The organism is Plantibacter sp. ME-Dv--P-095 (assembly GCF_030209365.1).
Taxonomy (GTDB): domain Bacteria; phylum Actinomycetota; class Actinomycetes; order Actinomycetales; family Microbacteriaceae; genus Plantibacter.
Window position 1 is genome coordinate 195,520 of the sequence record NZ_JARVSB010000011.1, and the last position, 24,841, is coordinate 220,360.

The 24,841-nt window shown below is 71.1% G+C and carries 23 protein-coding genes and 2 tRNA genes; 12 read left to right on the plus strand and 13 right to left on the minus strand.

The genetic code is table 11. The annotated features are described in order from the left end of the window. Positions 1-104: 104 nt before the first annotated feature. From QRN26_RS16800 to QRN26_RS16825, 6 genes are all read right to left on the minus strand, one after another. A complete protein-coding gene (locus QRN26_RS16800) occupies positions 105-710 on the minus strand; it encodes a HutD/Ves family protein (RefSeq protein WP_285037628.1) in 606 nt (201 codons plus the stop codon). Beyond that, entirely contained in the window at positions 707-1,900 is a 1,194-nt protein-coding gene (hutI, locus tag QRN26_RS16805) for an imidazolonepropionase (RefSeq protein ID WP_285037629.1), read from the minus strand. Before hutI ends, QRN26_RS16800 begins: the two co-directional genes overlap by 4 nt. Then, the gene (locus tag QRN26_RS16810; protein WP_285037630.1) at positions 1,897-3,366 is read right to left on the minus strand and encodes a formimidoylglutamate deiminase; all 1,470 of its coding nucleotides are present in this window, start codon (positions 3,364-3,366) and stop codon (positions 1,897-1,899) included. Before QRN26_RS16810 ends, hutI begins: the two co-directional genes overlap by 4 nt. Then, entirely contained in the window at positions 3,363-4,580 is a 1,218-nt protein-coding gene (locus QRN26_RS16815) for an allantoate amidohydrolase (protein WP_285037631.1), read from the minus strand. The genes QRN26_RS16810 and QRN26_RS16815 overlap by 4 nt, the downstream gene beginning before the upstream one ends. Continuing rightward, complete coding sequence (gene hutU, locus QRN26_RS16820; RefSeq protein ID WP_285037632.1) at positions 4,577-6,247, minus strand: urocanate hydratase; 1,671 nt, start codon at positions 6,245-6,247, stop codon at positions 4,577-4,579. The genes QRN26_RS16815 and hutU overlap by 4 nt, the downstream gene beginning before the upstream one ends. A gap of 103 nt (positions 6,248-6,350) precedes the next feature. Then, positions 6,351-7,319, minus strand: a complete 969-nt coding sequence (locus QRN26_RS16825; RefSeq protein ID WP_285037633.1) for a diacylglycerol/lipid kinase family protein — start codon at positions 7,317-7,319, stop codon at positions 6,351-6,353. 57 nt (positions 7,320-7,376) lie between these two features. On the opposite strand from QRN26_RS16825, the gene serS reads away from it, so the two are divergent. The 6 genes from serS (at position 7,377) to QRN26_RS16855 (ending at position 12,716) form a co-directional block, all read left to right on the plus strand. Beyond that, complete coding sequence (serS, locus tag QRN26_RS16830; RefSeq protein WP_285037634.1) at positions 7,377-8,642, plus strand: serine--tRNA ligase; 1,266 nt, start codon at positions 7,377-7,379, stop codon at positions 8,640-8,642. Continuing rightward, positions 8,639-9,478 carry an HAD family hydrolase gene (locus QRN26_RS16835; protein WP_285037635.1) on the plus strand — a complete coding sequence of 280 codons (840 nt, stop codon included), beginning with the start codon at positions 8,639-8,641 and terminating at the stop codon, positions 9,476-9,478. Before serS ends, QRN26_RS16835 begins: the two co-directional genes overlap by 4 nt. A gap of 147 nt (positions 9,479-9,625) precedes the next feature. Then, positions 9,626-10,855, plus strand: a complete 1,230-nt coding sequence (locus QRN26_RS16840) for an LCP family protein (RefSeq protein ID WP_200921157.1) — start codon at positions 9,626-9,628, stop codon at positions 10,853-10,855. Positions 10,856-10,951: 96 nt separating this feature from the next. Beyond that, positions 10,952-11,036, plus strand: a tRNA-Ser gene (locus QRN26_RS16845). Between the two features lie 103 nt (positions 11,037-11,139). Next, positions 11,140-12,480 (plus strand): LCP family protein, encoded by a 1,341-nt coding sequence (locus QRN26_RS16850; protein ID WP_285037636.1) that lies wholly within the window; start codon positions 11,140-11,142, stop codon positions 12,478-12,480. Between the two features lie 147 nt (positions 12,481-12,627). Continuing rightward, positions 12,628-12,716: transfer RNA gene (locus QRN26_RS16855), tRNA-Ser, on the plus strand. Positions 12,717-12,922: 206 nt separating this feature from the next. Here QRN26_RS16855 and QRN26_RS16860 read toward each other — a convergent pair. Then, positions 12,923-13,171 carry a hypothetical protein gene (locus tag QRN26_RS16860; protein WP_285037637.1) on the minus strand — a complete coding sequence of 83 codons (249 nt, stop codon included), beginning with the start codon at positions 13,169-13,171 and terminating at the stop codon, positions 12,923-12,925. A 102-nt stretch (positions 13,172-13,273) separates the two neighbouring features. Here QRN26_RS16860 and QRN26_RS16865 point away from each other — a divergent pair, with 102 nt between their 5' ends. The 3 genes from QRN26_RS16865 (at position 13,274) to QRN26_RS16875 (ending at position 16,077) form a co-directional block, all read left to right on the plus strand. Beyond that, positions 13,274-14,167: a hypothetical protein gene (locus QRN26_RS16865; protein WP_285037638.1), complete on the plus strand. Its 894-nt coding sequence runs from the start codon at positions 13,274-13,276 to the stop codon at positions 14,165-14,167. A gap of 108 nt (positions 14,168-14,275) precedes the next feature. Continuing rightward, entirely contained in the window at positions 14,276-15,244 is a 969-nt protein-coding gene (locus QRN26_RS16870; protein WP_285037639.1) for a putative RNA methyltransferase, read from the plus strand. Between the two features lie 89 nt (positions 15,245-15,333). Next, positions 15,334-16,077 (plus strand): RNase H family protein, encoded by a 744-nt coding sequence (locus QRN26_RS16875; protein WP_285037640.1) that lies wholly within the window; start codon positions 15,334-15,336, stop codon positions 16,075-16,077. Positions 16,078-16,155: 78 nt separating this feature from the next. On the opposite strand, the gene QRN26_RS16880 is transcribed toward QRN26_RS16875, so the two are convergent. Next, positions 16,156-16,866 (minus strand): endonuclease/exonuclease/phosphatase family protein, encoded by a 711-nt coding sequence (locus QRN26_RS16880; RefSeq protein ID WP_056782115.1) that lies wholly within the window; start codon positions 16,864-16,866, stop codon positions 16,156-16,158. Between the two features lie 102 nt (positions 16,867-16,968). Next, a complete protein-coding gene (locus QRN26_RS16885; RefSeq protein WP_285037641.1) occupies positions 16,969-19,203 on the minus strand; it encodes a HelD family protein in 2,235 nt (744 codons plus the stop codon). A gap of 178 nt (positions 19,204-19,381) precedes the next feature. Here QRN26_RS16885 and QRN26_RS16890 point away from each other — a divergent pair, with 178 nt between their 5' ends. Next, positions 19,382-19,891 carry a DUF4190 domain-containing protein gene (locus QRN26_RS16890; protein ID WP_285037642.1) on the plus strand — a complete coding sequence of 170 codons (510 nt, stop codon included), beginning with the start codon at positions 19,382-19,384 and terminating at the stop codon, positions 19,889-19,891. Between the two features lie 26 nt (positions 19,892-19,917). Here the strand turns inward: QRN26_RS16890 and QRN26_RS16895 are convergent, their stop codons facing one another. After that, complete coding sequence (locus QRN26_RS16895; protein WP_285037643.1) at positions 19,918-20,808, minus strand: alanyl-tRNA editing protein; 891 nt, start codon at positions 20,806-20,808, stop codon at positions 19,918-19,920. 125 nt (positions 20,809-20,933) lie between these two features. On the opposite strand from QRN26_RS16895, the gene QRN26_RS16900 reads away from it, so the two are divergent. Further along, positions 20,934-21,299: a hypothetical protein gene (locus QRN26_RS16900; RefSeq protein WP_056010973.1), complete on the plus strand. Its 366-nt coding sequence runs from the start codon at positions 20,934-20,936 to the stop codon at positions 21,297-21,299. Between the two features lie 132 nt (positions 21,300-21,431). Here the strand turns inward: QRN26_RS16900 and QRN26_RS16905 are convergent, their stop codons facing one another. From QRN26_RS16905 to QRN26_RS16915, 3 genes are all read right to left on the minus strand, one after another. Next, positions 21,432-22,460: a YdcF family protein gene (locus QRN26_RS16905; RefSeq protein WP_056782107.1), complete on the minus strand. Its 1,029-nt coding sequence runs from the start codon at positions 22,458-22,460 to the stop codon at positions 21,432-21,434. Between the two features lie 61 nt (positions 22,461-22,521). Continuing rightward, positions 22,522-24,102, minus strand: a complete 1,581-nt coding sequence (locus tag QRN26_RS16910; RefSeq protein WP_285037644.1) for a cation:proton antiporter — start codon at positions 24,100-24,102, stop codon at positions 22,522-22,524. Between the two features lie 143 nt (positions 24,103-24,245). Further along, a complete protein-coding gene (locus tag QRN26_RS16915; protein ID WP_285037645.1) occupies positions 24,246-24,416 on the minus strand; it encodes a hypothetical protein in 171 nt (56 codons plus the stop codon). Between the two features lie 33 nt (positions 24,417-24,449). Here QRN26_RS16915 and QRN26_RS16920 point away from each other — a divergent pair, with 33 nt between their 5' ends. Further along, a complete protein-coding gene (locus QRN26_RS16920; protein ID WP_285037646.1) occupies positions 24,450-24,728 on the plus strand; it encodes a hypothetical protein in 279 nt (92 codons plus the stop codon). Positions 24,729-24,841: the final 113 nt, after the last annotated feature.

Below are 24,841 nucleotides of genomic sequence, written 5' to 3' on the forward strand. Positions count from 1 at the left end.
TCGCATCGGCGTGAGCGCGGGTCTGTGAGGTGAGCGCGCCCCTCCGGAGACCCGCGCTCGCGGCTGTGGGGTGCGCTCGCGTCAGCGCACCGCGCTGGCATCCCTCACGAACTGGGGAAGATTCTCGCGAGCGCGATCGTGGCGTCGCCGGTCAGAAGCAGGGTGCCCGCATCGAGTCGCAGGGTGTCGTGCACGTCGAGTGAGCCGTGACCCTCCGCCGACAGCAACCCATCGAGGAACACGACGAACGTGGTGGTTCCCAGCGTCGTCGTCACCAGCCTCGAACCGTCGACGACGGCGACCTCGAGCGATCCACGGAACCGGTCCCGCGACACCATGAGGTTGAGATCGAGGGTCGGACCGACCACTCCCCTCGACGCCACGGCCGCAGCCCCGTCGAAGGCGGCGACCTGCCACCGGTCCAACTCGACCGGCTCGCCGTCGATCACGAGTCCGAGGCCGCCGGTCGACAGCGCCATCAGCTGTCGGTCGACGCCCGGGAATGCGGAGAAGGCGACGTCCGACTCGACCGTCGCGATGCTCAGCGTCCAGCCCGGGCCGTCCGGCACGTCGAGGTCGCCCTCGGTCTGGCGCCGGACGGGCTCGGCGGCGATCTCCGTCGCGGTACCGAGCCCGTTCCGCCAGCGATAGCTCCGATGCCCCGCGGCCGGCAGCAGCACGACACCCGGTGCCTCGGCGAGATCGCTCACGGTCGGGTACCCGACGTGACGCGCTCACCGCGCTGCCACACGCCGACCGTCAGCGGCACCCCGGGGCGGTAGGCGAGATGCGAGACCGAGGGGGCGTCGAGCACCTGCAGATCGGCGAGACCGCCCACGCGAAGCGATCCGACGGCGTCGACACCGTGCTCGCGCCCGACCGCCACCGCGGCCCCGCGCGTCGCCGCCCAGACCGCCTCCGCGATCGTGAGCCGCATCTGCAGCACGGCGGTCGCCACGCAGTACGCCATCGACGTCGTGTACGAGGTACCCGGGTTGCAGTTGGTGGCGAGGGCGATCGCGGCGCCGGCGTCGACGAGGGCGCGTGCCGGAGGGAACGGTTCACGGGTCGACAGGTCGCAGGCGGGCAGCAGGGTCGCCACCGTCGACGAGCCGGCCAGGAGGTCGACGTCGGCGTCGGACAGGTGGTTGCCATGGTCGACGCTCGCGGCCCCCAACTCGACCGCGAGCCGCACCCCGCCGCTCTCGCCGAGCTGGTTGCCGTGCACGCGGACCCCGAGCCCCGCGGCACGACCGGCGAGGAGCACCTCCCGCGACTCCTCGACGTCGAACGCGCCGACCTCGCAGAACGCGTCGATGTACGACGCGAACGGCGCGACGGCGTCGAGCATCGGGCCCGTGACGAGGTCGAGGTAGTCGCGGCGGTCGACGCCGGCCGGCACGAGGTGGGCGCCGAGGAAGGTGACGACGTCGGCGACCTCGGCCGCCGCTCGAGCGGACCGCGCCTCGCCCTCGACATCCAGCGCGTACCCCGTCTTCGCCTCCAGGAAGGTCGTCCCCTGGGCGAGTGCCTCCGCCCGCAACCGCCTCGCGCCCGCGACGAGCTGCTCCTCCGAAGCGGCGCGGGTGGCGGCGACGGTCGTGGCGATCCCGCCCGCCGCGTAGCGGCCGCCGGCCATCCGCGCCTCGAACTCCGCAGAGCGGTCGCCCGCGAACACGAGGTGCGTGTGGGTGTCGACCCACCCGGGCAGCACGGCGCGTCCGCCCACGTCGGTCCGCGCGTCGGCGGCGGGGGCATCGGACGCCGAGCCCAGCCAGGCGATCCGACCGTCCTCGACGACGAGCGCCGCGTCGGTGACCCGGTTGCCGTCGGTGTCGCGCGGCCCGGAACCCGCGTTGGTCGTGAGTTCGGCGATGCCGGTGATGAGTTCGGTCGTCATGGCTGCATCTCCTGCGCGGGGTGATCAGGTGTCGGGGACGAGGTGGCGGCTCGGGGCGTCCCTGTCGATGCTGCCAGCTCGTCGAGCGCCGCGGTGAGGAGCTGTTCCGGCGTGGTCTCCTGCGGGGTCGCGAGCAACCGGCCGCGTTCGGCCACGAGTCGCCCGCCGACGATCACCCGCTCGACGTCGGACGCGGTCGCGACGAGGGCGAGCTGGGCCGGGTCGGCGCCGGTGGTCCGCAGACTCGACGTCGACACCTCGACGAGGTCGAGCGGGTCGCCGACGGCGAGCGTGTGCCGCCCGAGTCCGAGCGAGCGGTAGCCGCCGGCGGTCCCGGCCTCGAGGAGTTCCGCGGGCGAGAACCGACCGCGTCGGCCGGAGGCGAGCCGTTCACCGGCCTCGAGGCCGCGCAGTTCGAGCAGGGGATCGACGACGGCGTTCTGGTCGGATCCCACGGCGATCCGCGCGCCGGCGTCCGCGAGGCGGCGTGCCGGTCCGATGCCGTCGCCGAGGTCGGCCTCGGTCGTCGGACACATCACGACGGTCGCGCCCGACCGCCCGATCGCCGTGATGTCGGCGTCGGTCAGATGCGTCGCGTGGACGAGGCTGAGGCGCGGGTCGAGCGCTCCGAGTGCGGCCAGCACACCCGTTGGTGTCCTACCCGTCTTCGCGAGGGTGTCGAGGTTCTCCTGCGGTTGCTCCGAGAGGTGGACGTGCAGGGCGACGTCCTCCGGTAGTCCGGCGAGGATGGTGCGCATGGCCTCGACGGGCACGGCGCGCACCGAGTGCAGTGCGGCACCGAGGGTCACCAGTCCGGCCGCGTCGTGCGAGGCAGAGAGCGCCGTGCGGAGTCCGTGCCAGCGGTCGAGCCAGCCGGCCGCGTCGCCGTCGCCGAACGCGCGCTGTTCCACGAGGAGCGGCGCGGCCGGACCACCGGCGGGTCCGAGACCGCTCGCGAGGTAGGCCGTGTCGAGGAGGGTGAGCCGGATGCCGATCTCGGCGGCGGCCTCGGCGACCGCGAGTTCCATCGCGTGGGCGCTCGGGTACGGGGTGCCGTCGGCCTGGTGGTGCACGTAGTGGAACTCGCCGACCGCCGTCCAGCCGCACGCGAGCATCTCGCCGAACACGGCGCGGGCGACCCGGCCGTAGTGCTCCGGGTCGAGACTCGCGGCTGCCGCGTACATCGCCTCACGCCACTGCCAGAAGTCGCCGCCGTCGGCGTGGGTGCGCCCGCGGAGCAGTCGGTGGAACGCGTGGGAGTGGGCGTTGCCCATGCCGGGGACCACGGTTCCGAGGCGTCGGTCGTCCGCCTGCGGGTCGACGCCCCGCTCGACGGTGGCGATGCGTCCTGCGTCGTCGGCGGTGAACCGGACGCGGTCGATCGGTCGGCCGTCGATGATCGCGGTCGCCGCCCAGGTGGACGGTCGGTCGTCCGAGGCGGCGGCGGCGGTGCTCGCGACGCTCACAGTACGCTCCGCAGCAGGGTCTCGAGCGCTTCGACCCCGGCGACGCAGTCGGCCGTCTCGGCGAACTCCTCCGGCGAGTGCGAGACGCCCGTCGGGTTCCGGACGAAGACCATCGCCGTCGGCACCGCGCCGCTCAGGACCCCGGCGTCGTGGCCTGCGCCCGTCGGCAGCAGCGGGACCCCGCCGAGCGTGCCGGCGAGCCGCGCGGCGAGCTCTGGGTCGAACTCGACGACGCCCGACCACGACTCCTCGATCAGCTCCGCCGCACATCCGGAGTCGGCGACGGCCTCCTGTACGCGGGCGCCGATGTCCGCGACGAGGGCGCGCGTCTCGGTGTCGGTGGCCGCGCGGGCGTCCACCCAGGCGTCGACCTCCGAGGCGATGACGTTGGTACCGCCGGGCACGATGCGCATGCGGCCCACGGTGGCGCGGGCGTCGTCCGTCGCGAGGGCGGCCTGCTCGACCGCGAGGATCGCGCGGGCTGCGGCGACCACCGGATCACGGCGCTCGCGCATGCCCGTGGCGCCGGCGTGGTTGCCCTGGCCGCTCACGCGGAGCCGCCACCGGCCGTGGGCGAGGATCGACGACGCGACGGCCGTGGGCGAGTCCAGGTCGATGAGGCCGCGCCCCTGTTCCACGTGCAGCTCGATGAAGAGTCCGATGCGGGCGAGGGCCTCGTCGTCGCGGCCGAGGTGCTCGGGGGCGAGCCCGGCTGCGGCTGCGGCCTCGGCCACCGTGATCCCGTCGGCGTCCGTCAGCGCCCGGGCGGCGTCCGCGGTGATCGCCCCGGACAGGAGCCGGGATCCGAGGCAGGCGACCCCGAACCGCGACCCCTCCTCCTCGGCGAACACCACGACGGCGACGGGACGGGACGGCTGGAAGCCGGTGGCCTGCAGGCGTGCCACGGCGTCCAGGGCGGAGACGACGCCGAGCGGCCCGTCGAAGGCGCCGCCGCCCGGGACGGAGTCGAGGTGGCTGCCGGTGACGACCGCGTCAGGCCCCGGCGTGCCCCACCACGCCCAGAGGTTGCCGTTCCGGTCCGTCTCGACGTCCAGACCGAGCCGGGCGGCGCGGGCCGTGAACCACTCGCGCAGCTCGAACTCGGCCGGTGTCCAGACGTGCCGGGAGTACCCACCGCGTGCCGGGTCGACCCCGACACCGGCGATCTCGTCGAGTCCCGCCAGGCGGCCGTGGGCGAGCAGGCCGTCGGTCACTCGCCCTCCCACATCGGCACCCGCAGGCCGCGTTCGCGGGCGACCTCTGCCGCCCGCTCGTAGCCGGCGTCGACGTGCCGCATGACGCCGGTGCCCGGGTCGTTCACCAGCACGCGCGCGATCTTCTCGGCGGCGAGCGGCGTCCCGTCGGCGACGATCACCTGACCGGCGTGGATGGAGCGGCCGATGCCGACGCCGCCGCCGTGGTGGATCGACACCCAGGTCGCGCCGGACGCCGTGTTGAGCAGGGCGTTGAGCAGCGGCCAGTCGGCGATGGCGTCCGAACCGTCGGCCATCGCCTCCGTCTCCCGGTAGGGCGAGGCGACGGAACCGGAGTCGAGGTGGTCGCGGCCGATGACGACGGGCGCGCTCAGTTCACCCGAGGCGACCATCTCGTTGAACTTCAGGCCGGCCAGGTGGCGCTCCTGGTAGCCGAGCCAGCAGATGCGTGCCGGCAGACCCTCGAAGGCGATCTTCTCGCCGGCGGAGGTGATCCAGCGGCGCAGCTTCTCGTCCTCCGGGAACAGCTCGAGGATGGCGCGGTCGGTCGCGGCGATGTCGGCCGGGTCGCCGGAGAGCGCGGCCCAGCGGAAGGGCCCCTTGCCCTCGGCGAAGAGGGGCCGGATGTACGCCGGGACGAAGCCGGGGAAGTCGAAGGCGCGCGCGTAGCCGCCGAGCTTCGCCTCCGCGCGGATCGAGTTGCCGTAGTCGAAGACCTCGGCACCGGCGTCCTGGAAGCCGACCATCGCCTCGACCTGCTTCGCCATGGCGAGGCGCGACCGGGTCGTGAAGTCGGCGGCGTCGGTGGTGGACTCGGTCTGCCAATCGGCGAGCGCCGTGTCCTCCGGGAGGTAGGCGAGCGGGTCGTGCGCGCTCGTCTGGTCGGTGACGATGTCGATCGCGACGCCGCGACGCAGGAGCTCGGGGAACACGGTCGCCGCGTTGCCGACGAGGCCGACGGACAGCGCACGGCGCTCGGCCTTGGCGGCGAGCACCCGGGCGACGGCATCGTCGAGGTCGTCGGTCATCTCGTCGAGGTAGCGGTGTTCGACGCGACGCTGCAACCGGGACGGGTCGACGTCGACGATGAGGACGACGCCCTCGTTCAGGGTGACGGCGAGCGGCTGTGCGCCGCCCATGCCGCCGGCGCCGCCCGTGAGGGTGAGGGTGCCGGCGAGGGTCCCGCCGAACCGCTTGTCGGCGATTGCGGCGAAGGTCTCGTAGGTGCCCTGGAGGATGCCCTGTGTGCCGATGTAGATCCACGAGCCGGCGGTCATCTGCCCGTACATCGTGAGGCCCTCGGCCTCGAGCTTGCGGAACTCGGGCCACGTCGCCCAGTCGCCAACGAGGTTGGAGTTCGCGATGAGCACGCGCGGTGCCCACTCGTGCGTGCGGAAGACGCCGACGGGTTTGCCGGACTGCACGAGCAGGGTCTCATCGGACTCCAGCCCTTCGAGGGTGCGGACGATCGCGTCGTACGCCTCCCAGTTGCGGGCCGCCTTGCCGGTGCCGCCGTAGACGACGAGGTCCTCCGGGTGCTCGGCGACCTCGGGGTCGAGGTTGTTCATGAGCATCCGGAGCGGGCCCTCGGTCTGCCAGCTCTTGGCGGTGAGGGTGGTGCCGCGAGCGGCGCGGATGGTCCGGGGAGCGTGTGCCGAGTCGGTCATGCGCTCAGTCCACTCCGCCGGGGGTCGCCCGGCGAGGTCCGTCGACGACGAGGTGTCTGGGGGACCAGACATCGGGCCGGCGCCGGGTAGGCCAGGGTGGCCGCTACGGCAGGGTGACGAGCAGCCCGCCGCGGTGCGCGTCGAAGGCGACCACGGTCGCCATCCCGAACGCGTCACCGTCGAGTTCGAGGTCCTGTGCCTCCTCCACCCGGAGCGTCAGCGCCTCCGCCCGCAGGTTCGTCACCGTGTTGGCGCCGCGACCCTCGGTGAACCGGATCATCCGACGCCCGACCGCCGTCCGTCGCAGCACCCGGTTCTCCCACGTCACCTTCCGCCACACGAGCAACCAGCCGAACGCGCCCTTCGGCTGCAGCACCGCGACGTCGAGGAAGCCGTCGTCGAGTTCGGCGTCCGGCATGAGCTGCACCCCGCCCTGGAGCGTGCCGCAGTTGCCGACGAGCACGGAGCTCACGGTCGCCGCATGCTGCCGGTGCCCGCGCAGCTGGTAGTGGATGCGGAACGGCGCCGCGGTGATGATGGAGCGGAGTCCGGACTCGACGTAGGCGAGCCAACCGAGCGACTTCTTCAGGTCCGGGTTGGCGGTGGAGATCATCATCGCGTCGATCCCCATGCCGGCCATCACGACGAACGCGTGCTCCTCCTCGGAGCCGTCGGGGCGCGTGATCATGGCCACGCCGATGTCGATGGCCCGCGTCTCGCCCGTGAAGGCGGTCCCGATCGCGGCCGTCTGGTCACCGAGTGGCAGCTTGAGGTTCCGCGCCAGCAGGTTGCCGGTGCCGGAGGGGATGAGGGTCAGCGGCACCCCGCTCCCGCGCAGTCCCTCGGCGACGGCGCGCACCGTCCCGTCGCCACCGGCCGCGAGCACGACCTGTGCGCCGTCGAGGACCGCGCGTCGCGCCTGCCCGACACCGGGATCCTCGACACTCGTCTCGTAGAGGTGCGGTGCCGCCCACCCCGCCTCCTGCGAGCGGGCCTCGAGGGCGCTCCGCAACCGGGTGGCGTCGACCTTCACCGGGTTGTACACGAGCGCTGCGTGCGGGGGAGTCGGCATGGCCCAACGGTACTGTCCCGGGGCTCTGGCGCCGACCTCGATCGCTAGACTTGCCGGGTGATCGATCCCGTACTCCTCCGCGAACAGCCAGAAGTCCTCCGAGCGTCGCAGCTGAAGCGAGGGTCCTCCGTCGACCTCGTCGACCAGGCGATCGACGCCGACACCGCACGCCGCTCCGCCATCACCGGGTTCGAGGAGCTCCGCGCCGAGCAGAACGCCTTCGGCAAGCAGGTCGCCAAGGCCCCGAAGGAGGAGAAGGCTGCACTCGTCGCCCAGGCGCAGCAGCTCTCCGCCCGCGTGAAGGAGGCCCAGCAGGTCGCGACCGAGGCCGAGGCCTACTTCGCCGACATCGCCGGACAGATCCAGAACCCCGTCCTCGACGGCGTGCCCGCCGGTGGTGAGGCCGACTTCATCACGCTCCGCGAGGTCGGCGAACGCCCCACCTTCGACTTCACCCCGCGCGACCACCTCGAGCTCGGCGAGCTCCTCGGCGCCATCGACATGCAGCGCGGCACCAAGGTCAGCGGCTCGCGCTTCTACTTCCTCCGCGGCATCGGCGCGCGTCTCGAGATCGCCCTCATGAACCTCGCGCTCGACCGCGCGCTCGAGGCCGGCTTCGTCCCCCTCATCACCCCGACGCTCGTGCGCCCCGAGATCATGAAGGGCACCGGATTCCTCGGCGAGCACGCCGACGAGGTATACCAGATCGCCGGCGAAGACCTCTTCCTCACCGGCACGAGCGAGGTGGCGCTCGCCGGCTACCACTCCGACGAGATCCTCGACCTCGAGCAGGGTGCGCTCCGCTACGCCGGCTGGTCCACCTGCTACCGCAAGGAGGCCGGCTCGTACGGCCGCGACACCCGCGGCATCATCCGCGTGCACCAGTTCAACAAGCTGGAGATGTTCGTCTACACCAAGCCGGAGGACGCGGCGGCGGAGCACGAGCGCCTGCTGTCCTACCAGGAGGCCATGCTGCAGTCGCTCGGCCTCAGCTACCGGGTCATCGACACGGCGGCCGGCGACCTCGGTTCGAGCGCCGCCCGCAAGTTCGACGTCGAGGCCTGGGTGCCGACGCAGGATGCGTTCCGTGAGCTCACCAGCACCTCCAACTGCACCACGTACCAGGCTCGCCGCCTCGACACCCGGTACCGCACGGAGTCGGGCAAGACCACGCCGGTCGCGACGCTCAACGGCACGCTCGCGACGACCCGGTGGATCGTCGCGATCCTCGAGACGCACCAGCAGGAGGACGGCAGCGTCATCATCCCGGAGGTGCTCCGGCCCTACCTGGGTGGGCTCGACGTGGCGCGGCCGATCCGATGACGTCCGAGACGACGCCCGAGCAGCCGGCCTCGACCTCGCCCCGGCTCCTCGTCGCGCTCGACATCGACGGCACCGTCCTGCACGAGGACGGCTCGCTCAGCCTGTCCGTCGCCGACGAGGTCCGCCGCGTGGTCGCCCTCGGCCACGTCGTCACCCTCGCCACCGGTCGGAGTTGGGAGAGCACCCGTCCCGTCCTCGAAGACCTCGAGTTGACGCCGCAGTACGTCGTCTGCGCGAACGGCGCGCTCATCATGAAGCGCGACGAGTCGAAGCCCGACGCCTACGAGCGCTTCTTCATGGAGACCTTCGACCCCACGGAGGTGCTCGGCCTCATCCAGCCGCACCTGTCCGAGGGCAGCTACATGGTCGAGTACCCCGACGGCTTCCGCAAGTACACGGTCGGCATGGAGGACTGGAACCTCGAGAACGCCGTCGAGGTGCCGTTCGAGGAGCTCGTCACGAGTCCGGTCACCCGCGTCGTCGTGGTGTCGCCGAGTCACGACGAGGAGGAGTTCCTCCGCATTGTCGACCGCATCGGCCTCAGCCAGGTGAGCTATGCGATCGGGTGGACGGCCTGGCTCGACATCGCCCCGAAGGGCGTCAACAAGGCGACCGCGCTCGAGCGGGTCCGGCAGTGGCTGGGCTTCGAGCGTTCGCAGATGGTCGCGGTCGGCGACGGCCGCAACGACGTCGACATGCTCGGCTGGGCGGCCGACGGCGGCCGTGGTGTCGCCATGGGTCAGGCACCCGAGGAAGTGCTCGCCGTCGCATCCGAGGTCACCGGCACCGTGACCGACGACGGTCTCTCTCAGCTCCTGAGGAGCATTTCGGGTTAACATCGTCCAAAGCTCTGTGCCTGCACGTCGTTTCCGGTGCGCACGGGGCGTCGGGGCGTGCCGGTTCCACCGGTCTCCTCCCGCGTCGCTGCAGCCCGGTCCGCCCGGGTTGGAGCCAGCCCTGTTCCTGAGATGAGAGCGAGATCCATGACCCGCCACGCCGACGCGTCCAAAGCGCGCGCCGCCGTCCGTCACGGCAGGCTCCGCAAGTCGAACCCGTTCGCCACCGTCGCGAAGGTGATCGCCGCGACGGCCGCCGTCGTGGGTGTGAGCGGCATCGCGGTCGCCGGTGTGGCCGCGCTCGACCTCGCCAACAGCGTGAAGCCGGTCGCACACCTCGACAACGAGACGCCCGGCGCTCCGCCGCCCAACATCGGCGCGATCGAGGGTGGCGTCAACCTCCTCCTCGTCGGCAGCGACTCGGGTGACGGCAACGAGGCGTACGGCGAACGCGACGAGAACCTCAACGACGTCACGATCCTCATGCACATCTCCGCCGACCACTCGAGCGCGACGGTCGTCAGCTTCCCGCGCGACATGTACGTGCCGATCGGTGACTGCGCGAACGGCGGCAACGGCCGCGACAAGATGAACACGGCCCTCATGTACGGCGGTGCCGACGGCGGGCTGGCCTGCGCCGTGTCCACCGTCGAGGGCATCACCGGCCTCTCCATCCCCTTCGCCGCTCAGATCGGCTTCGACGGCGTCATCTCGATGTCGAACGCCGTCGGCGGTGTCCCGGTGTGCGTCACCGAGCCGCTGAACGACGCCTGGAGCGGCATCAACCTCGACGTCGGCACCCACGACCTCTCCGGCGCGTCCGCGCTCGCCTTCCTCCGCTCGCGCCACGGCGTCGGCGACGGCAGCGACCTGTCGCGCATCTCGAACCAGCAGGTCTTCCTGTCCTCGCTCGTCCGCACGCTGAAGAGCAGCGAGACGCTGTCCGACCCGATCAAGCTCTACTCGATCGCGCGGGCCGCGCTGAAGAACGTGACCCTGTCGAACAGCCTGAACAACATCGACACGATGGTGTCGATCGCAGCAGCGCTGAAGGACATCCCGCTCGACCGGGTGGCGTTCGTCCAGACGCCGACCGCCACGGTCGAGGGCGGCGTCGAGGCGACCTCCGATGCCGACGTGCTGTGGACGGCACTCCAGAGCGACCAGGCGGTCGCGCTGTCGGCGACCGGCAAGTACGTCGTGACCGACCCGAACGCCCCCGTCACGCCCGATCCTGCGGCGACCGATGCGGCTGCCGATCCCGCTGCGCCGGTCGACCCGGCGGCTGCCGGTCCGGTGGCGCTGCCCGACACGATCACGGGCCAGAACGCGGCACAGAACACCTGCACGGCCGGTCGTCCCGAGGAAGACCAGTAGTCACCGGGTGATCGGATGGGGCCGCTTCGCCGCTGGCCCCATCCGATACACTCGATCCTGGTCGGCCGCAGCGTCATGGCGGGCGATCGACCATCAGGAGGGCTGTCCGAGCGGCCGATGGAGCCAGTCTTGAAAACTGGTGGGCAGAAATGTCTCGTGGGTTCGAATCCCACGCCCTCCGCACTGATTTCGCACCGTCGTCCACACCCGGACAGGCGCGCTCGCGGTTCGCGCCCGAGATGTCCGGCTGTGCGCTGCACATGCTCCCGTGGTTGAATCGTCGAATGCCCCCGCATTCGCCCGACATCGACGAGCCCGCCGGCGACCCCGCGGCTCGACGCTCGGCAGACCGAGGGCCACGCCCGAAGAAGCTCGCGACCATCGCCAGACACGGCCGTCTGAAGCGTTCGAGCCCGGTGGCGACGGGCCTGAAGATCCTCGCCTCGACCCTCGCCGTCGCCCTCGTGAGCGGCGGCATCGTCGCCGGTATCGCACTGTGGGACGTCGCCGCGACGGTGAAGCCCGGTGTCGCGCTCGTCGATGCGCAGGGTGAGACGGTCACCGACCTCCCCGCGATCGGCGCCTACCCGGGCGGCGTGAACCTCCTCATCGTCGGCAGCGACTCCCGCGAGGGCCAGGATGAACGGTTCATCGATCCTGAGGTCGAGGCGACGGGCAACCTCAACGACGTCACCATGCTCGTGCACATCTCCGAGGACCACAGCAACGCGACGGTCGTCAGCTTCCCTCGCGACATGTTCGTCTCCATCCCCTCCTGCCCCGACCCGGCCGGCGGATCGTTCGACTCGATGAGTCGGCAGAAGATCAACACCTCGCTCAGCTACGGCGGCCTCGCCTGCACCGCGTTGACGGTGTCGCAGCTCACCGGCCTCGAGATCCCGTTCGCCGCGGAGGTGCAGTTCAGCGGGGTGATGGCGATGTCGACCGCGCTCGGCGGGGTGACGGTGTGCGTCGCCGACCCCATCGAGGACGAGTACACCAACACCTTCCTGTCGGCCGGCGAGCACACGCTCGAAGGCTACGAGGCGCTCCAGTTCCTCCGGACCCGTCACGGCGTCGGCGACGGCAGCGACCTCAGCCGGATCAGCAACCAGCAGGTGTTCCTGTCGGCGATGATGCAGCAGGTGAAGAGCGCCGAGACGCTGACGAACCCCGCCATCCTCTATTCGCTGGCGAAGGCGGCGGCGCAGAACATGCAGCTGTCCGACAGCCTGACGAGTCTCGACACGATGATCGCCATCGCCATGACGCTGCGCGAGGTCGACCTGTCGAACATCGCGTTCGTGCAGTACCCGAACGAGGCCGTCGAGGGTGGTGTCGAGCCGATCGACGACGCCGCGACCGCCCTGTTCGCTGCGCTCGCCAACGATCAGCCCATCCAGCTCACGGGTGCCACGGGTGCCGGTGCGGTCGCGAACCCGGCCGACCCTGCTCCCGCAGACCCGGCGGAGGGTGCCGATGCCGGCGCCGACCCGGCGGCGACGGCTCCGCCCGCCGATGCGACCGACACCTCGGCTGGTGCCGTCGTCCTGCCCTCGTCGGTGCAGGGCCAGACCGCCGACCAGCGGACCTGCTCCCGCGGCCGGACCCTCGAGGACCAGTAGTCCGCGCAGACCCTGGTCCCGGCCGCGTAACCTCTCCGGTCCCTGAGCTTGTCGAAGGGTGTCGCGCAGCCGATCGAGCCGGGGGATTCGTCTCCACGCCCATCTCCGGTTATGCTGGTCGTCGTGCGTCCGTTCGCGAGCGCACATGGAGACGTCGCATAGTTCGGCCTAGTGCACCACCCTGCTAAGGTGGAGTCCCCGTAAGGGGACCGCGGGTTCAAATCCCGCCGTCTCCGCACTGGATCTTCAGCTCGAAACCCTCGCCTCGGCGGGGGTTTCTGCGTTACACGACGCTTGTCGGAGGTGCCAGCGCGGTGCGCTGACGTCACCGCGCCCCTAGTGCGTGAGCGCAACCCTCCGGAGACCCGCGCTCGCGCGTGTGACCCGCGCTCACGTCAGCGCACCGCGCTGGGCCACCCACCAGGTGTCGGGTGGGGGTGGGTCAGGCGGTGTGGCGGAGCTCGCCGTGGTGACGGAGTTCACGGAGGATCGCGAACGATCCGGCGTACCGCTCCTCGGTGAGCGTGCCGAGTGCGGCGATCGTCCCTCGGTCGAGGCCGGAGCGGACGGCGACGGCCTGCAGCTCACGACGGGAGAGGGGGAACTCCACGGTCCTGAGGAGGCTCTTGAGGTCGGTGCAGGCGGCGGTCGCCTGTGGTTCCGCCGCGGCTGGGTGAGGTCTGGCTTCCATGTCCACATTGTCGGTACGGCCCCCCGAAAAGGCGACAGCACGGCTCGGTTCTGGCGCGAGAGGACGCTAGCCTGACGTGAAATGATGCGAGGGAGCCGCGCCATGCCTGAGGATCGCGACGACACGCCGCCGCCGACCGACCTCGCCGCCGCCGCGGTCGCCCTCCTGAGCCGTCCGCTGCCGACCTTCGTCGCCGAACGGAAGCGGCTCGCCACCACAGCGCGCGAGCACGGTGACACCGATCTCGCCGCCGCGATCCTCACGCTCCGGAAACCGTCGGTCGCCGCCTGGGCGCTCAACGTGCTGGCCGCCCACCAGCCGACAGCCCTGGACGAGCTCGAGCACCTCGGCGCGGAGCTCGCCACTGCCCAGGGCGCAGGCGACGCAGCAGCACTCCGTTCGCTCGGTGCCGATCGGCGCGCCCTCGTCGCGCGGCTCGTCGACACCACCGTCGCGGCGGCCGCCGAGGAGGGCGCGACGCTCTCGCCGGCGGTCGTCGAGACCGTGCGGCAGAGCCTGCAGGCCGCGAGCGCCGATGCTGAGTTGGTCGCGCAGCTCTCGACCGGACGGCTGACCGACGCTCCCACCTCGAGCGGTTCGGGGTGGGGTGGCGTCGTCGGCGGCCCCGGCGCGCGACGCGACGACGACGCCGAGGTCTCGGAGGAGCGCGGTCGCCAGACGCAGGGTGACGCTCCGGACGCCGATGATCGCCGCCGACGGCTCCTCGAACGGCTCGGCGCGGCCGAACACGAGGCGGAGATCGCGGAGGGCGCGAGCGAGGAGGCGAACTCGCTCCTCGACGACTCCGCGGTCCGCCGCGCCGACCTGCTCCGCGATCGCGAAGACCTCGCCCGCCGGCTGGACGAGCTGGATGCCGAGCTCACCGACGCCGCTCGCGAGCTGGCTCGCCGACAGCGTGAGGCCGATCGCGCGCAGCGTTCCCTGGATGCCGCCCGCGAGGAGACGGACCGGCTCCGCGCCGCACTCGACGAGTGACCCCGCCGGGCTCCGGTCGGCCGATGCCCAGTGGTCCGCCGGGAAGCGGCTCGCGCACCGCGACATCCCGGCGACCACGGACACCCGGCACGCGCCTAGACTCACCGTGTGGGTGAAGTGCGACAACCGGAAGCAGTCTGGCAGCAAGGGACACAGCAGTTGGAAGCGGAGCGTTCCGAGCGGATGCCGGTGCTCGGGGACGTGCAGCAGCACGATCGCCTGACCCTCGTCGCACCGGATCTCGCGTGCACGATCTGCTCCGCCGCGCTCGTGCTCGGCGACCGGGTGCTGCGGTGCCCGGCCGGGCACAGTTTCGACATCGCGCGCCAGGGGTACGCGTCGCTCGTCGTCGGTGGTCGGACGCCCAAGACCGGCGACACGCAGGAGATGGTCGCCGCCCGCGCGGCCTTCCTGGAGGCGGAGCACTACGAGCCGATCGCCGATCACGTCGCCAGGACGCTGCCGCTCGCCCGCTTCCTCCCGGACGGCTCCGTCGACGACGACAGCGCCCCGCTCGTCGTGGACATCGCCGGAGGGACCGGCTACTACCTCGGTCGCATCCTCGATGCCCGGCCCGCCTGGCGCGGGTTCGGCTTCGACCTCTCGCCCCTCGCCGCTCGCCGGGCCGCGCGCGCTCACGGCCGGGCCGCCGCCGCGACGGCTGATGCGTGGGCTCCGTTCCCCCTGCAGACGGCGTCGGTCGACCACCTGCTCAGCATCTTCGGTCCGCGCAACGGCGCCGAGATGCGCCGCGTGCTGCGGCCCGACGGACTGCTCACCGTCGTGACCCCGCAACCGGGTCATCTGGCCGAACTGCGCGACCGGCTCGGCATGATCGGGATCGCCGAGCGCAAGGACGCCCGTCTCGACGCCCAGCTGGAGGGCTTCGAGCTGCGCTCGCGCGAGACCCTCGACTACGTCGTCGAGTTGATGCCGGAAGAGGTGCGCGACGAGGTCCAGATGGGCCCGAGCGCTCACCACCTCGACGACGACGTCTTCGAGCAGGCCATCGCCGATCTGCCCGGATTCACCCGCGTCACCGTCGCCGTCACCGTGAGCGTCTTCGCCCCAGCCTGACCGCGGCCGCGGCGACCGATGGCAGAGGCCGTCGGGCGGGCCGTCGGTGGTGCGTCGATACGATGGAGGGCACTCATCGAAAGGCGCTCATGACGATCACCGCTGCCGCAGACGGCTCCGCCCTCGGCAACCCCGGACCCGCAGGCTGGGCCTGGTATGTCGACGACGACTGCTGGGCGGCCGGCGGATGGCCGCACGGCACGAACAACATGGGTGAGCTGCGCGCCGTCCTCGAGCTGTTCCGGGCGACGGAGCACGTCGACGACGACCTCCACATCCTCTGCGACAGCAAGTACGTCATCGACTCGATCACGAAGTGGATGCCGGGCTGGAAGAAGAAGGGCTGGAAGAAGGGCGACGGCAAGCCGGTCATGAACCTCGAGCTCATGCAGGAGATCGACGCCGCCATCGCCGGCCGCCGGTACAAGTTCGAGTGGGTCAAGGGACACGTCGGTCACCGGCTCAACGAAGCCGCGGACATCCGCGCCCGCACCGCAGCCGAGGCCTACCAGCGCAAGACGCCCGTCCCCGAGGGACCAGGCTGGACCGGTGCCGGAGCTGCGGAGACCCCGTCGACCCCCGAGGCCGGCGCCGTCACTGACGCCGCCTCCGAGACGACCGAGCCGGAGCTGTTCGCCGACCTCGAGGTGAAGGAGGAACGCACCGCCCCCGTGTTCGACGCGGAGGACGACGGAGCACTGTTCTCACTCGACGTCGAGCCGACGTGGCACCAGCTCACCCTCGACCTCACGTCCGACGAGCACGAGCGTCTCGTCCGCCGCGCCCGCGAGGCCGGCACGAGCGTCCAGGAGTTCCTCCGCGGCCTCATCTGATCACCCGGTGCGCCGTTCGTTCGCCCATTCTTGGGCGAGGGGACACCCGTTCGCCCAAGAATGGGCGAACGAATCAGCTCAGCGGGCGGCGGACTCCGGTGCGCTGTCGTCCTCGGGCACGGCGAAGCCGTAGCTCGCGTCGACCAGGATCGGGAGGTGGTCGGAGATCCCGCGACGCAGCGTCTGCACGCGGTCGATCTTCAGGCCGACGGACGTCGCGAAGTCGAAGTGCCCGCGGAACATCTTGTAGCGCGTGTAGGTGCTGCGGTCGCTCAGGCTGAGGTCGTAGCCGCTCTCCTGCATCTTCGTTCCGAGCCCCTTCTGGAAGAGGGGGTAGTTGTAGTCGCCGACCATGAGCGTCGGGACGTCACCCATGGCGTGCAGCTGCTCGTGCGCCGCCTTGATCTGGTGGCGACGCAGCGAGTTGAGTGCGGTGAGGGGCGCGGCGTGGAAGGAGGCGACGATGAGTTCGCGTCCGGCCTCGACGTCGGTGAGGCGCGTGCCGATGAGCCGCTCGTGCGCGGGTGCCAGCACCATGTCGTGGAGTGACTTCTTCAGTGCGAAGGTCTGCGTCGACTCGGCGGTGAACCGGTCGCGGCGGTAGTAGATCGCGAGACCCAGGCGGTTGCGGTGGGTGCTGTCCGCGAGGTGCAGGCTGCCGAGCTCGGCAGGGAGCTGCAGGGTGTCCGCCTCCTGCAACGCGAGGACGTCCGGCCCGAACTCTTCGGTGAGCGCGACGAGCTCGCCGCTGGCCTTGTTCTTGCGGAGGTTGTAGCTGATGACCTTCATCCCAGCCTCACATTCTGTTGGCAGAGCTCAAGACTACGGTCCTCACCGCCGTCGGATGCTCTGGACGGGCCCGGACGACGGTGCGTCGCCGGACGAGGGCGGTCAGGAAGGGGTGTCGACGACCGTGAGTCGCTGGGTGGCGCGGGTGAGCGCGACGTAGCGGAGAGACAACGCCGACCTGCCCGAGCCGCCCAGCTGCTCCGGCTGGACGAGGATGACGCTATCGAACTCGAGCCCCTTGCTCTCGCGCGCTGTCCCGCTCCACACCCGCGCGCGGTCGGCTCCCGCGTCGGCGAGCAGCGTGTCGATGTCCGCCAGGAGCGGGCGCGGGGCGATGACGCCGGCGATCCCGACGTGCGCGGTGATCGCATCGATCGCCGCCCGCACGGCCGTCGCTGCGAGCTCCTCGGGGCCGACGGAGAGCTGCACGGGCTCCTCCTCGCCGCGACGGATCGACACGGGGGCGGGGGACTCCGGGTCGAGTTCGAGGCGGACCGGGTCGGCGAGCTCCATGATCTGCTCGGGCGTCCGGTAGTTGACGGTGAGGAGCTCCTGCGTCCACCGGGGGAGCTGCGGGCCGAGCAGCTCCTGCCAGCTGGAACGCGTGGCCGAGGTGCTCTGCTGGTTGATGTCGCCGACGAGCGTCATGGACCGGTTCGGTCCGCGGCGCAGGATCGCGCGCAGGAGCATCGGGGTCAGTTCCTGCGCCTCGTCGACGATGACGTGGCCGTAGACCCAGGTGCGGTCGGAGGCCGCGCGCTCCGCCGGGCTCCGGTCGTCTTCGATGGTCTGTCGGTCGGCGAGGTCCTGCGCGGAACGCAGGTAGTCGTCGTCCTGGGCCTCGTCGTCGATGCTGATGTCGCCGATCATCTCGAGCACGCTGCGTGCGTACTCCACGTCGTGGCGGCGCTCGTAGGCGGCTCGACGCTGGCGTTCCAGCTCGGGCCGCTGGTCTTCCCCGATGAGTTCGGCCGCTTCGTCGACGAGGGCGATGTCGCCGGGGGTGAGGCGGTCGGCCCAGGCGGTGTCGCCGGTGGTGTCTGGGTCGGCGGGCGCACGGAGCAGGAGTCGACGCTCCTCGTCCGTGTGGTCAGGCGTCACGCGCGCCAGCAGCTCGGCATCGGTGAAGAGGCTGTCGATGATCTCGGCCGGGTCGAGGATCGGCCACATCGTGTCGAGCAGCTCCTCGACCTCGGGCTCCTCGCTCAGCTCCTGCCGGCGTTCGTCGGCGTCCTCGCCCGTGCGGGGCTCGAAGCCGTCGCGCTTCGCCTCCAGCCCGATGAGGTGCGTCAGGACGGCCCGGTCGAATCGCAGCTTGGCCTCGTTGTGGGGCGTGCCGGAGCGTTCGATGCCGGCCTTGATCCGGCGCAGGACCCCCGGGGTCACCCGCAGCGGGCCGTCGCCGGCGATGCGGATCGTCACCGGTTCGTCGAGCGGCACCCGTCGTTCGCGGACGGCGCGGGCGACCACGTCGGCCATGCGCAGCTGACCCTTGAGCTCCGCGACGTCGAGCGAGTCCTCGGCGTGCGCGTCGAGACCGGGGACGAGTGTCGCCGGCGTGACGAGCACGACGGCCGTCTCACCGAGCGAGGGCAGCACCCGGCTGATGTAGTCGAGGAAGGTCGAGTTCGGCCCGACGATGAGCACGACGCTCCGCATGAGGCGCTCGCGGTGCTCGTAGAGGAGATAGGCGGCGCGGTGGAGGGCGACGGCGGTCTTGCCCGTGCCCGGCCCGCCCTGCACGAGGAGGGTGCCGGGCAGGGGTGCGCGGATGATCGCGTCCTGCTCGGCCTGGATGGTGTCGACGATGTCGGCCATGTGCTTGGTCCGTGCGCGACCGAGAGCGGCGAGCAACGCGCCGGACTCACCGATGCCGCTCGGCTCGTCATCGCTGAGCAGCGTGGTGTCGAGGACCTCGTCGTGCACCTCGGTGACGCGGCGACCGGCCGTCCCGATGCGTCGGCGGAGGCGCAGCCCCTCGGGGCGCAGCGGCGTCGCGGTGTAGAACGGGCGCGAGGCCGGGGCGCGCCAGTCGAGCAGCAGCTGGTCACCGCTCTCCGGGTCGCGCAGGCCGATGCGTCCGATGTGGTGACGTTCCTCGGTCTCGCGTTCGAGCAGGCCGAACAGCAGACCGTAGCTGGACGACCGCAGTTCGACCATCCGCTGACGGTGATGGGCGACCAGGGCGTCACGTTCCGAGAAGCTGGAGTCGTCGTCGCCGTCGAAGGCTCGGAGGGCGAGCTCGGAGCGTCGTTCCTCGAGGTCCGACTGCGTCCGGATCACGTCGTGCAGCCGGTCGAGGTGGTCCTGTTCCTCGGCGATCGCGTCGTTCTGCACGGTGCTCCTTCTGGGTGTGGCGCGGTCCGTGTTCCGGGTTCCCTGCGAGGACCGCACGAATACGGTAGTCGCTTTCCAGCGCCTCACCGCCCCTGGAGGCGAAGCTCTCAGAGAGCTGGTGGGTGCGCGCGGCCCCGGGATCGGCACCGGATCGCGGCTGATCGATAGGCTGGCGGGCATGAGCGCACCGGACGGATGGAAGCCGCAACCCCCTGCACCGCAGGAGGCGTACCCGCAGCAGCCCACTCCGCCGCAATCCGGGGCCGTGCAGCCGTACGTCCAGCCGTATCCGGTGCAGCCGTACGCGCAGCAGTACCCGGTACAGCAGTACCCCGTGCAGCCCTACGCGCAGCAGCCGTACGCGCAGCAGCCGTACGCGCAGCCGATGTATCCGGCCCCCTACCCCTACCCCCAGTCACCGCCGCGTGGACTGAGCATCTCCAGCATGGTGATCGGCCTGGTCTCCCTGTTCTTCGGGTTCACCTTCGTGCTCCCGATCGTCGGCTTCGTGCTCGGACTCATGGCGCTCAAGCGGGAGCCGACCGGTCGGGCCATGGCGATCACGGGCGTCGTCCTCAACGGACTGTTCCTCCTCGGATGGGCGGCGCTCGTCGTGCTCTGGGTGTTCGTCATCGGCGGTCTGCTCGCCGGCGTCGGCGGCGCGGCCTCGACCGGCATCAGCGCCTAGCGGGACCGGTCCGGTCGGCGACCCGGTCAGCCGGCCGGGACGACCGTGCTGACCATCGAGAGCACCACGGCGCCGTCGACCTCTTCGCGTTCGAGCCAGACCGCGATGCTCGAGAACTCGGTGAGCGAGGCGGCGTGCGTCCCGCCGCACGCGAGGACCGCCGGCCCGCCCGGCAGCTCGCAGTGCCACCGGCGGCGATCCGTGAGCCCGTCGCCGTCACGGTCGATCCGGACCGTCGCACCGCTGTCCAGCCAGCCGTCGAGGGTCTCGCGGATGCGTGCGCCGAGCGCCTCGAGGTCGTCGAGGGCGGCCGGGTCGAAGCCCTTCCGCCGGAGTGACTTGCCGATGCGGTAGCGGTCGGTCGACGCGTGCGGCGCGATCCGGGAGGACTCGCAGGCGAGCGCGTCGAAGTCCGGTGCGCCCAGGGTGTCGAGGACGACCTCCTTCCGCCAGTCGTCTGCGAGTGCGGCGTTCAGGGCGAGGGAGGCGAGGTGGCACCCGGTGTGTCCGGCCGACAACGCGTGACGGGTGGCGGCGTCGACCTCGATGCGCGCCGTCGCCCCCTCGATCGCTCCGGCCGCGGTCATCGCGTCGCCCGCGATGAGGTGGACGGCGAGGAAGGCCCAGCCCTCGGTGCCCTTCTTCACCGGGACGGCGTCGCCGAGGTACAGCTCGGTGCCGTCCGTCGCGCCCACGACACAGTCGAGCACCGTGACCTCCGTGCCGTCGTCGCCGAACCCGATGGTCGCCTGATCGGCGGGCTGGTCGGGCCACGCGGCGTCGACGGGGTGGCAGGCCGTCTCGTCGAGCACGACGGCGACGCGGTCGCCGACGGTCTCGACGTGCAGCACCGTGCCCGTCGAGACGAGGGCTCCTGCGGGGTAGGTGACGCGCGTGTCCGCGGTGGGGAGGGTCATGCCCCCACGCTAGCGCGAGCGCCTCCGATGCCCGGAGTCCACTGTCAACCCCGGGAAACCGTCGAAGGTCCCCCGTAGAGTCACGGGACACGGGGCGCGACGCGCTCCGCGGAGAGGAGTGCATCATGACGGATCAGCAGGACCAGCGTTCAGGCGACGACCTCGCGACCGGTGAGGCCGGAGCCGACCAGGAGGCCTGGGAAGGCGCCGACATCGACACGGCGGAGCTCGTGAGCTCCGACCAGACGACCGCCGGGTCCGGATCGGACGGCTCGAGCCAGACCGTCGACGGCACGGGCTCCGAGGACGCCGCTCCCGCCGAGGAGCAGGCGACCGAAGAGGCCGTCGAGACCCCGGCGCCGTCGACCGAGCTCGACGAGCCGCTGGGCGACGCCGACGCCGACGGTTCGACCGATCACCAGCCCGACTCGGGGCCCGCCTCCGAGGTCACCGATGACGCGCGTGAGGTCTACGACACCGCTCCCGACTGAGCGATCACCGGAACGACGCCCGACGGGCCGTCCTCGTGCACCTGCACGACGGCGGCCCGTCGTGTCGTGTCGGGAGCTCCTCGCGCGGGCGGCCGGTGCTGCGTGCGAGGACGATCCCCGCGGAGGCCCCGCTCAGATCGGGAGCAGCGACCAGACGACGGCGAGCGCGACGAGGGCGGCCGCCCCGGCGATCGCGAGACCGTTGAGAGCGCGGTGCTCCACCATGATGGCGACGTACTCGCGGAGGAACGCGCTCGGCACGTAGTAGGCGGCCGTCGGTGAACCGATCACCTGCGCGTCGCTGCCGATGGACCGCGCGAGGAGGGCGGCGCGGAGGACGTGGTAGTTGTTCGTGACGACGAGCGTGTCACCGTCCCGGCCGCTCGACTCCTGCAGCTCGCGCGAGCGGAGCAGGTTCTCGCGCGTGCTCGTCGATTCGGTCTCGGGGAGCACGTCCGCCGGTTCGGCGCCGTTCGCGATGAGGTACTCCGCCATGGCGACGCCCTCGGGTCTCGGCTCGTCCTCCCCCTGGCCACCGGAGGGGATCAGGAGCGGCCGGCGTGTACCCGGACGTGCGGCGCGATGGATGCGGAGCGCGAGGTCCAGACGGCTGCGCAGCAGGGGAGGGACCTGTCCGTCGATCAGACCCGAGCCGAGGATGACGACCACGTCGGGCGTGACGGTGTGCCGGAAGCGGCTGTAGACCAGGGAGTAGACGCCGAACGCCGCGAAGGTCGCCGCCGCGTAGAAGCACGCGAACCCGAGGAGGACCCCTACGGCGACGAGGAGGATCGCGGCCCAGGACGGGAGCGAGCTCAGGTCGAGTCCGAGCACGAGGAGGACGGCGAGCACCGGAAGGACGAGGATCGCGACCCCCGCGAAGAGCGAGAGGAGGTTGCCCAGGCTCCGTCCCTCGAGCCGGATCATGGTGATGCCGTTCCCGATGAGGAGCACGGCGAGCACGCCGACGAGCAGGACCGCGCCGAACGCCGCCAGCAGCACCGTGAACGGCGTCGTGCGGGAGGCCTCCGTGAGGAGGGCGACAAGCCCGCAGGCGATGGCTGCGACGAGGAAGACACCGTTGCGCAGGCGGCGTGCGTCGCGGCGTCGACTCGCGAGGTACAGCACGGCGAAGACGACGGCCGGGAGCAACATGATCATGTCCTCATCCTGCCCGACGGTCCGTCCCGGCCCGATCCTCCGCGTCGGATCGCGTCGACCGCTACGATCGCGGTGGTTTCGGCGTCATCGCCTTGAGGGTCGCCTCCTCGGCGTCGATGGCTGCCAGGACCGCGGCGACGGCCGGCTCCTGGTAACGGCCCTCCGCGCGCGCGGCGAGGAGCGCCTCCCGTTCCGCGGCGATCATCTGTCGGCGCAGGCGGGCGAACGCGATGGTGCGAAGCTCCGAACCGTCCCCGGTGTACTGCTCGAGCGCATTGGCCACGAAGCTCGCGTTGGTCCGCAGGCGGGTGAGCACCTGTTCCTCGTCGGCGTCCGTCGTCAGCTCGTCGAGGCGGGACAGCCCTGCCGTCTGGACCTCCGCCATCAGCATCAGCTGCTCGACGCGCTCCTGGCTGTGGTTCGGCGGCGGGAGGTGGAGTGCGCGGATGATCGCCGGCAGCGCGAGCCCCGAGAGGAGGGTGCCGACGACCACGACGAACGCCAGGAACTGCAGGAACTCGCGGGAGGGGGTGTCCTCCGGGAGCAGGAACACGGCGGCGAGGGTGACCACACCGCGGACACCGGCTGCGGAGACGGCGATCCCGTTGCCCCACGACCAACTGCGTTCACGGAGTCGTCTGGGCCCGAGGCGGTAGATCGCCGTGACCGTCATCTCCCAGACGAAGCGCGAGACGATGAGCGCCGCGAGCACCCCGACACTGATGAACACGGTCGGCCAGAGCCCCGGTCCGGTCTGGATCGCTCCCTCGAGGATGCCTGCCAGGTTGAGGCCGATGAACAGGAAGACGGCGTTCTCGAGCAGGAACTGGATGGTGCGCCAGTTGAGCGACTCCGCGATGCGTGCCTCGGCCGATTGCACGATGGGCGCCCGGTAGCCGAGGAGCAGGCCGGCCGAGACGACGGCCAGCACGCCGGAACCGTGGATCGCCTGCGCCAGGAGGAACGCGAGGAACGGGGTGATCAGCGACAGGCAGGTGTCGAGCACTGGTGCGCGCAGGCGTCGGCGGACCTCCGAGAGGACCCAGCCGACCGCGAGACCGACGCCGACACCGGCGACGACCTCGATGACGAACTCACCGGCGATCATCACCGGGTTGACGACGCTCGTGATGGCGAGAATCGAGGCGTTGAGTGCGACGAGCGCGGTGGCGTCGTTCAGCAGGCTCTCGCCCTCGAGGATGGTGAGCACCCGCCGGGGGAGTCCGAGGCGCCCGGCGATCGCGCTCACGGCGACGGCGTCGGTCGGGGCGATGACCGCCGCGAAGGCGAAGGCGGCGGCCAGGGTGATCGAGGGGATGAGTAACCAGCTCGCGAATCCGACCGAGACGACGGTGAACGCGACGGCGCCGACGGAGAGCAGGATGATGCCGTCGTTACGGGCGCGGATGTCGATGAGGGAGATACGGATCGCGGAGGCGAACAGGAGCGGGGGCAGCAGGCCGTAGAGGATGAGGTCCGGTTCGATCTCGACGGTCGGGACGGCGGGGATGAACGACGCGACACCGCCGACGAGCACCAGGGCGACCGGGGCGGAGACGCCGGCTCGGCCGGACAGACCCGACACCGTGACGGTGACGACGACGAAGACGACGATCCATGAGATGAGGGCGACCGGATCCATGTGGGGATTGTCCCACCTGCCGGAGCGTCAGGACCCGTCCGATCGTCCGGACTCGTACCGGTGCCGGTGATGCCGGTCGGCGCACGACGACGCCCCCGCACGGTCAAGCCGTGCGGGGGCGTCGGATGGAGCGGTGCGGCGACTCAGCCGCGGCGGTTCGAAGCGCTGTTCGAGGTGCGCGACGTGGAGCCCGTCTCGGGCGTGCGCAGGCCGAAGCGGAAGGTGAGCTTGTCGGTCGAGTGACCGCGGCCGTGGACGCCGGTGCCCGAGGAACGGTTGGAGGACGCTGGGGTCCGAGTCTGGGTGATGGTCATGATGGATCTCGATTCTGATGTTGCGGATGATGGATGAGCCGGATCCAGAAGGGGAATGCGACGACGATCGCGGCTGGTCGCATGGATGAAGCGACGAGACCGTCCGGAGTGCAGCTGGGCCGTCATGCGGCCGTGCTGGTCGGCTGGGGCCGTCCGGTGGATCGTTGTTCGCCGTTCTGGGAAGCGGCAGATGGTGTAGATGTCGGGAGCATCGGCGGATCCGTGGAGGTGTGGACTCTGCACACGGAAGCCGGTTGTGACATCGGCACTCAGGGAGAAACAGTACGTTGCGAAGCTGAAAAGAACCTGTGAGTACCGATGACCGGGAGGCTGCCGGTGTCGATGCCCGAGCCCGGACCCGGGCATCGACAGGCGACCGACGGTGTCGCGGAGCTTCGGGTCACCGAACCTAGGGGAAGGGGTGA

Excerpts from the sequence above, each read along its gene's own strand:
- QRN26_RS16825 (WP_285037633.1), bottom strand. The coding sequence starts at position 7,319 with ATGCCGACTCCCCCGCACGCAGCGCTCGTGTACAACCCGGTGAAGGTC.
- QRN26_RS16875 (WP_285037640.1), top strand. The coding sequence starts at position 15,334 with ATGACGATCACCGCTGCCGCAGACGGCTCCGCCCTCGGCAACCCCGGA.
- QRN26_RS16880 (WP_056782115.1), bottom strand. The coding sequence starts at position 16,866 with ATGAAGGTCATCAGCTACAACCTCCGCAAGAACAAGGCCAGCGGCGAG.
- QRN26_RS16900 (WP_056010973.1), top strand. The coding sequence starts at position 20,934 with ATGACGGATCAGCAGGACCAGCGTTCAGGCGACGACCTCGCGACCGGT.
- QRN26_RS16915 (WP_285037645.1), bottom strand. The coding sequence starts at position 24,416 with ATGACCATCACCCAGACTCGGACCCCAGCGTCCTCCAACCGTTCCTCG.
- QRN26_RS16895 (WP_285037643.1), bottom strand. The coding sequence starts at position 20,808 with ATGACCCTCCCCACCGCGGACACGCGCGTCACCTACCCCGCAGGAGCC.
- hutU (WP_285037632.1), bottom strand. The coding sequence starts at position 6,247 with ATGACCGACTCGGCACACGCTCCCCGGACCATCCGCGCCGCTCGCGGC.
- QRN26_RS16920 (WP_285037646.1), top strand. The coding sequence starts at position 24,450 with ATGAGCCGGATCCAGAAGGGGAATGCGACGACGATCGCGGCTGGTCGC.
- QRN26_RS16910 (WP_285037644.1), bottom strand. The coding sequence starts at position 24,102 with ATGGATCCGGTCGCCCTCATCTCATGGATCGTCGTCTTCGTCGTCGTC.
- QRN26_RS16850 (WP_285037636.1), top strand. The coding sequence starts at position 11,140 with ATGCCCCCGCATTCGCCCGACATCGACGAGCCCGCCGGCGACCCCGCG.
- hutI (WP_285037629.1), bottom strand. The coding sequence starts at position 1,900 with ATGACGACCGAACTCATCACCGGCATCGCCGAACTCACGACCAACGCG.
- QRN26_RS16890 (WP_285037642.1), top strand. The coding sequence starts at position 19,382 with ATGAGCGCACCGGACGGATGGAAGCCGCAACCCCCTGCACCGCAGGAG.
- QRN26_RS16865 (WP_285037638.1), top strand. The coding sequence starts at position 13,274 with ATGCCTGAGGATCGCGACGACACGCCGCCGCCGACCGACCTCGCCGCC.
- QRN26_RS16840 (WP_200921157.1), top strand. The coding sequence starts at position 9,626 with ATGACCCGCCACGCCGACGCGTCCAAAGCGCGCGCCGCCGTCCGTCAC.
- QRN26_RS16860 (WP_285037637.1), bottom strand. The coding sequence starts at position 13,171 with ATGGAAGCCAGACCTCACCCAGCCGCGGCGGAACCACAGGCGACCGCC.
- QRN26_RS16905 (WP_056782107.1), bottom strand. The coding sequence starts at position 22,460 with ATGATCATGTTGCTCCCGGCCGTCGTCTTCGCCGTGCTGTACCTCGCG.
- QRN26_RS16835 (WP_285037635.1), top strand. The coding sequence starts at position 8,639 with ATGACGTCCGAGACGACGCCCGAGCAGCCGGCCTCGACCTCGCCCCGG.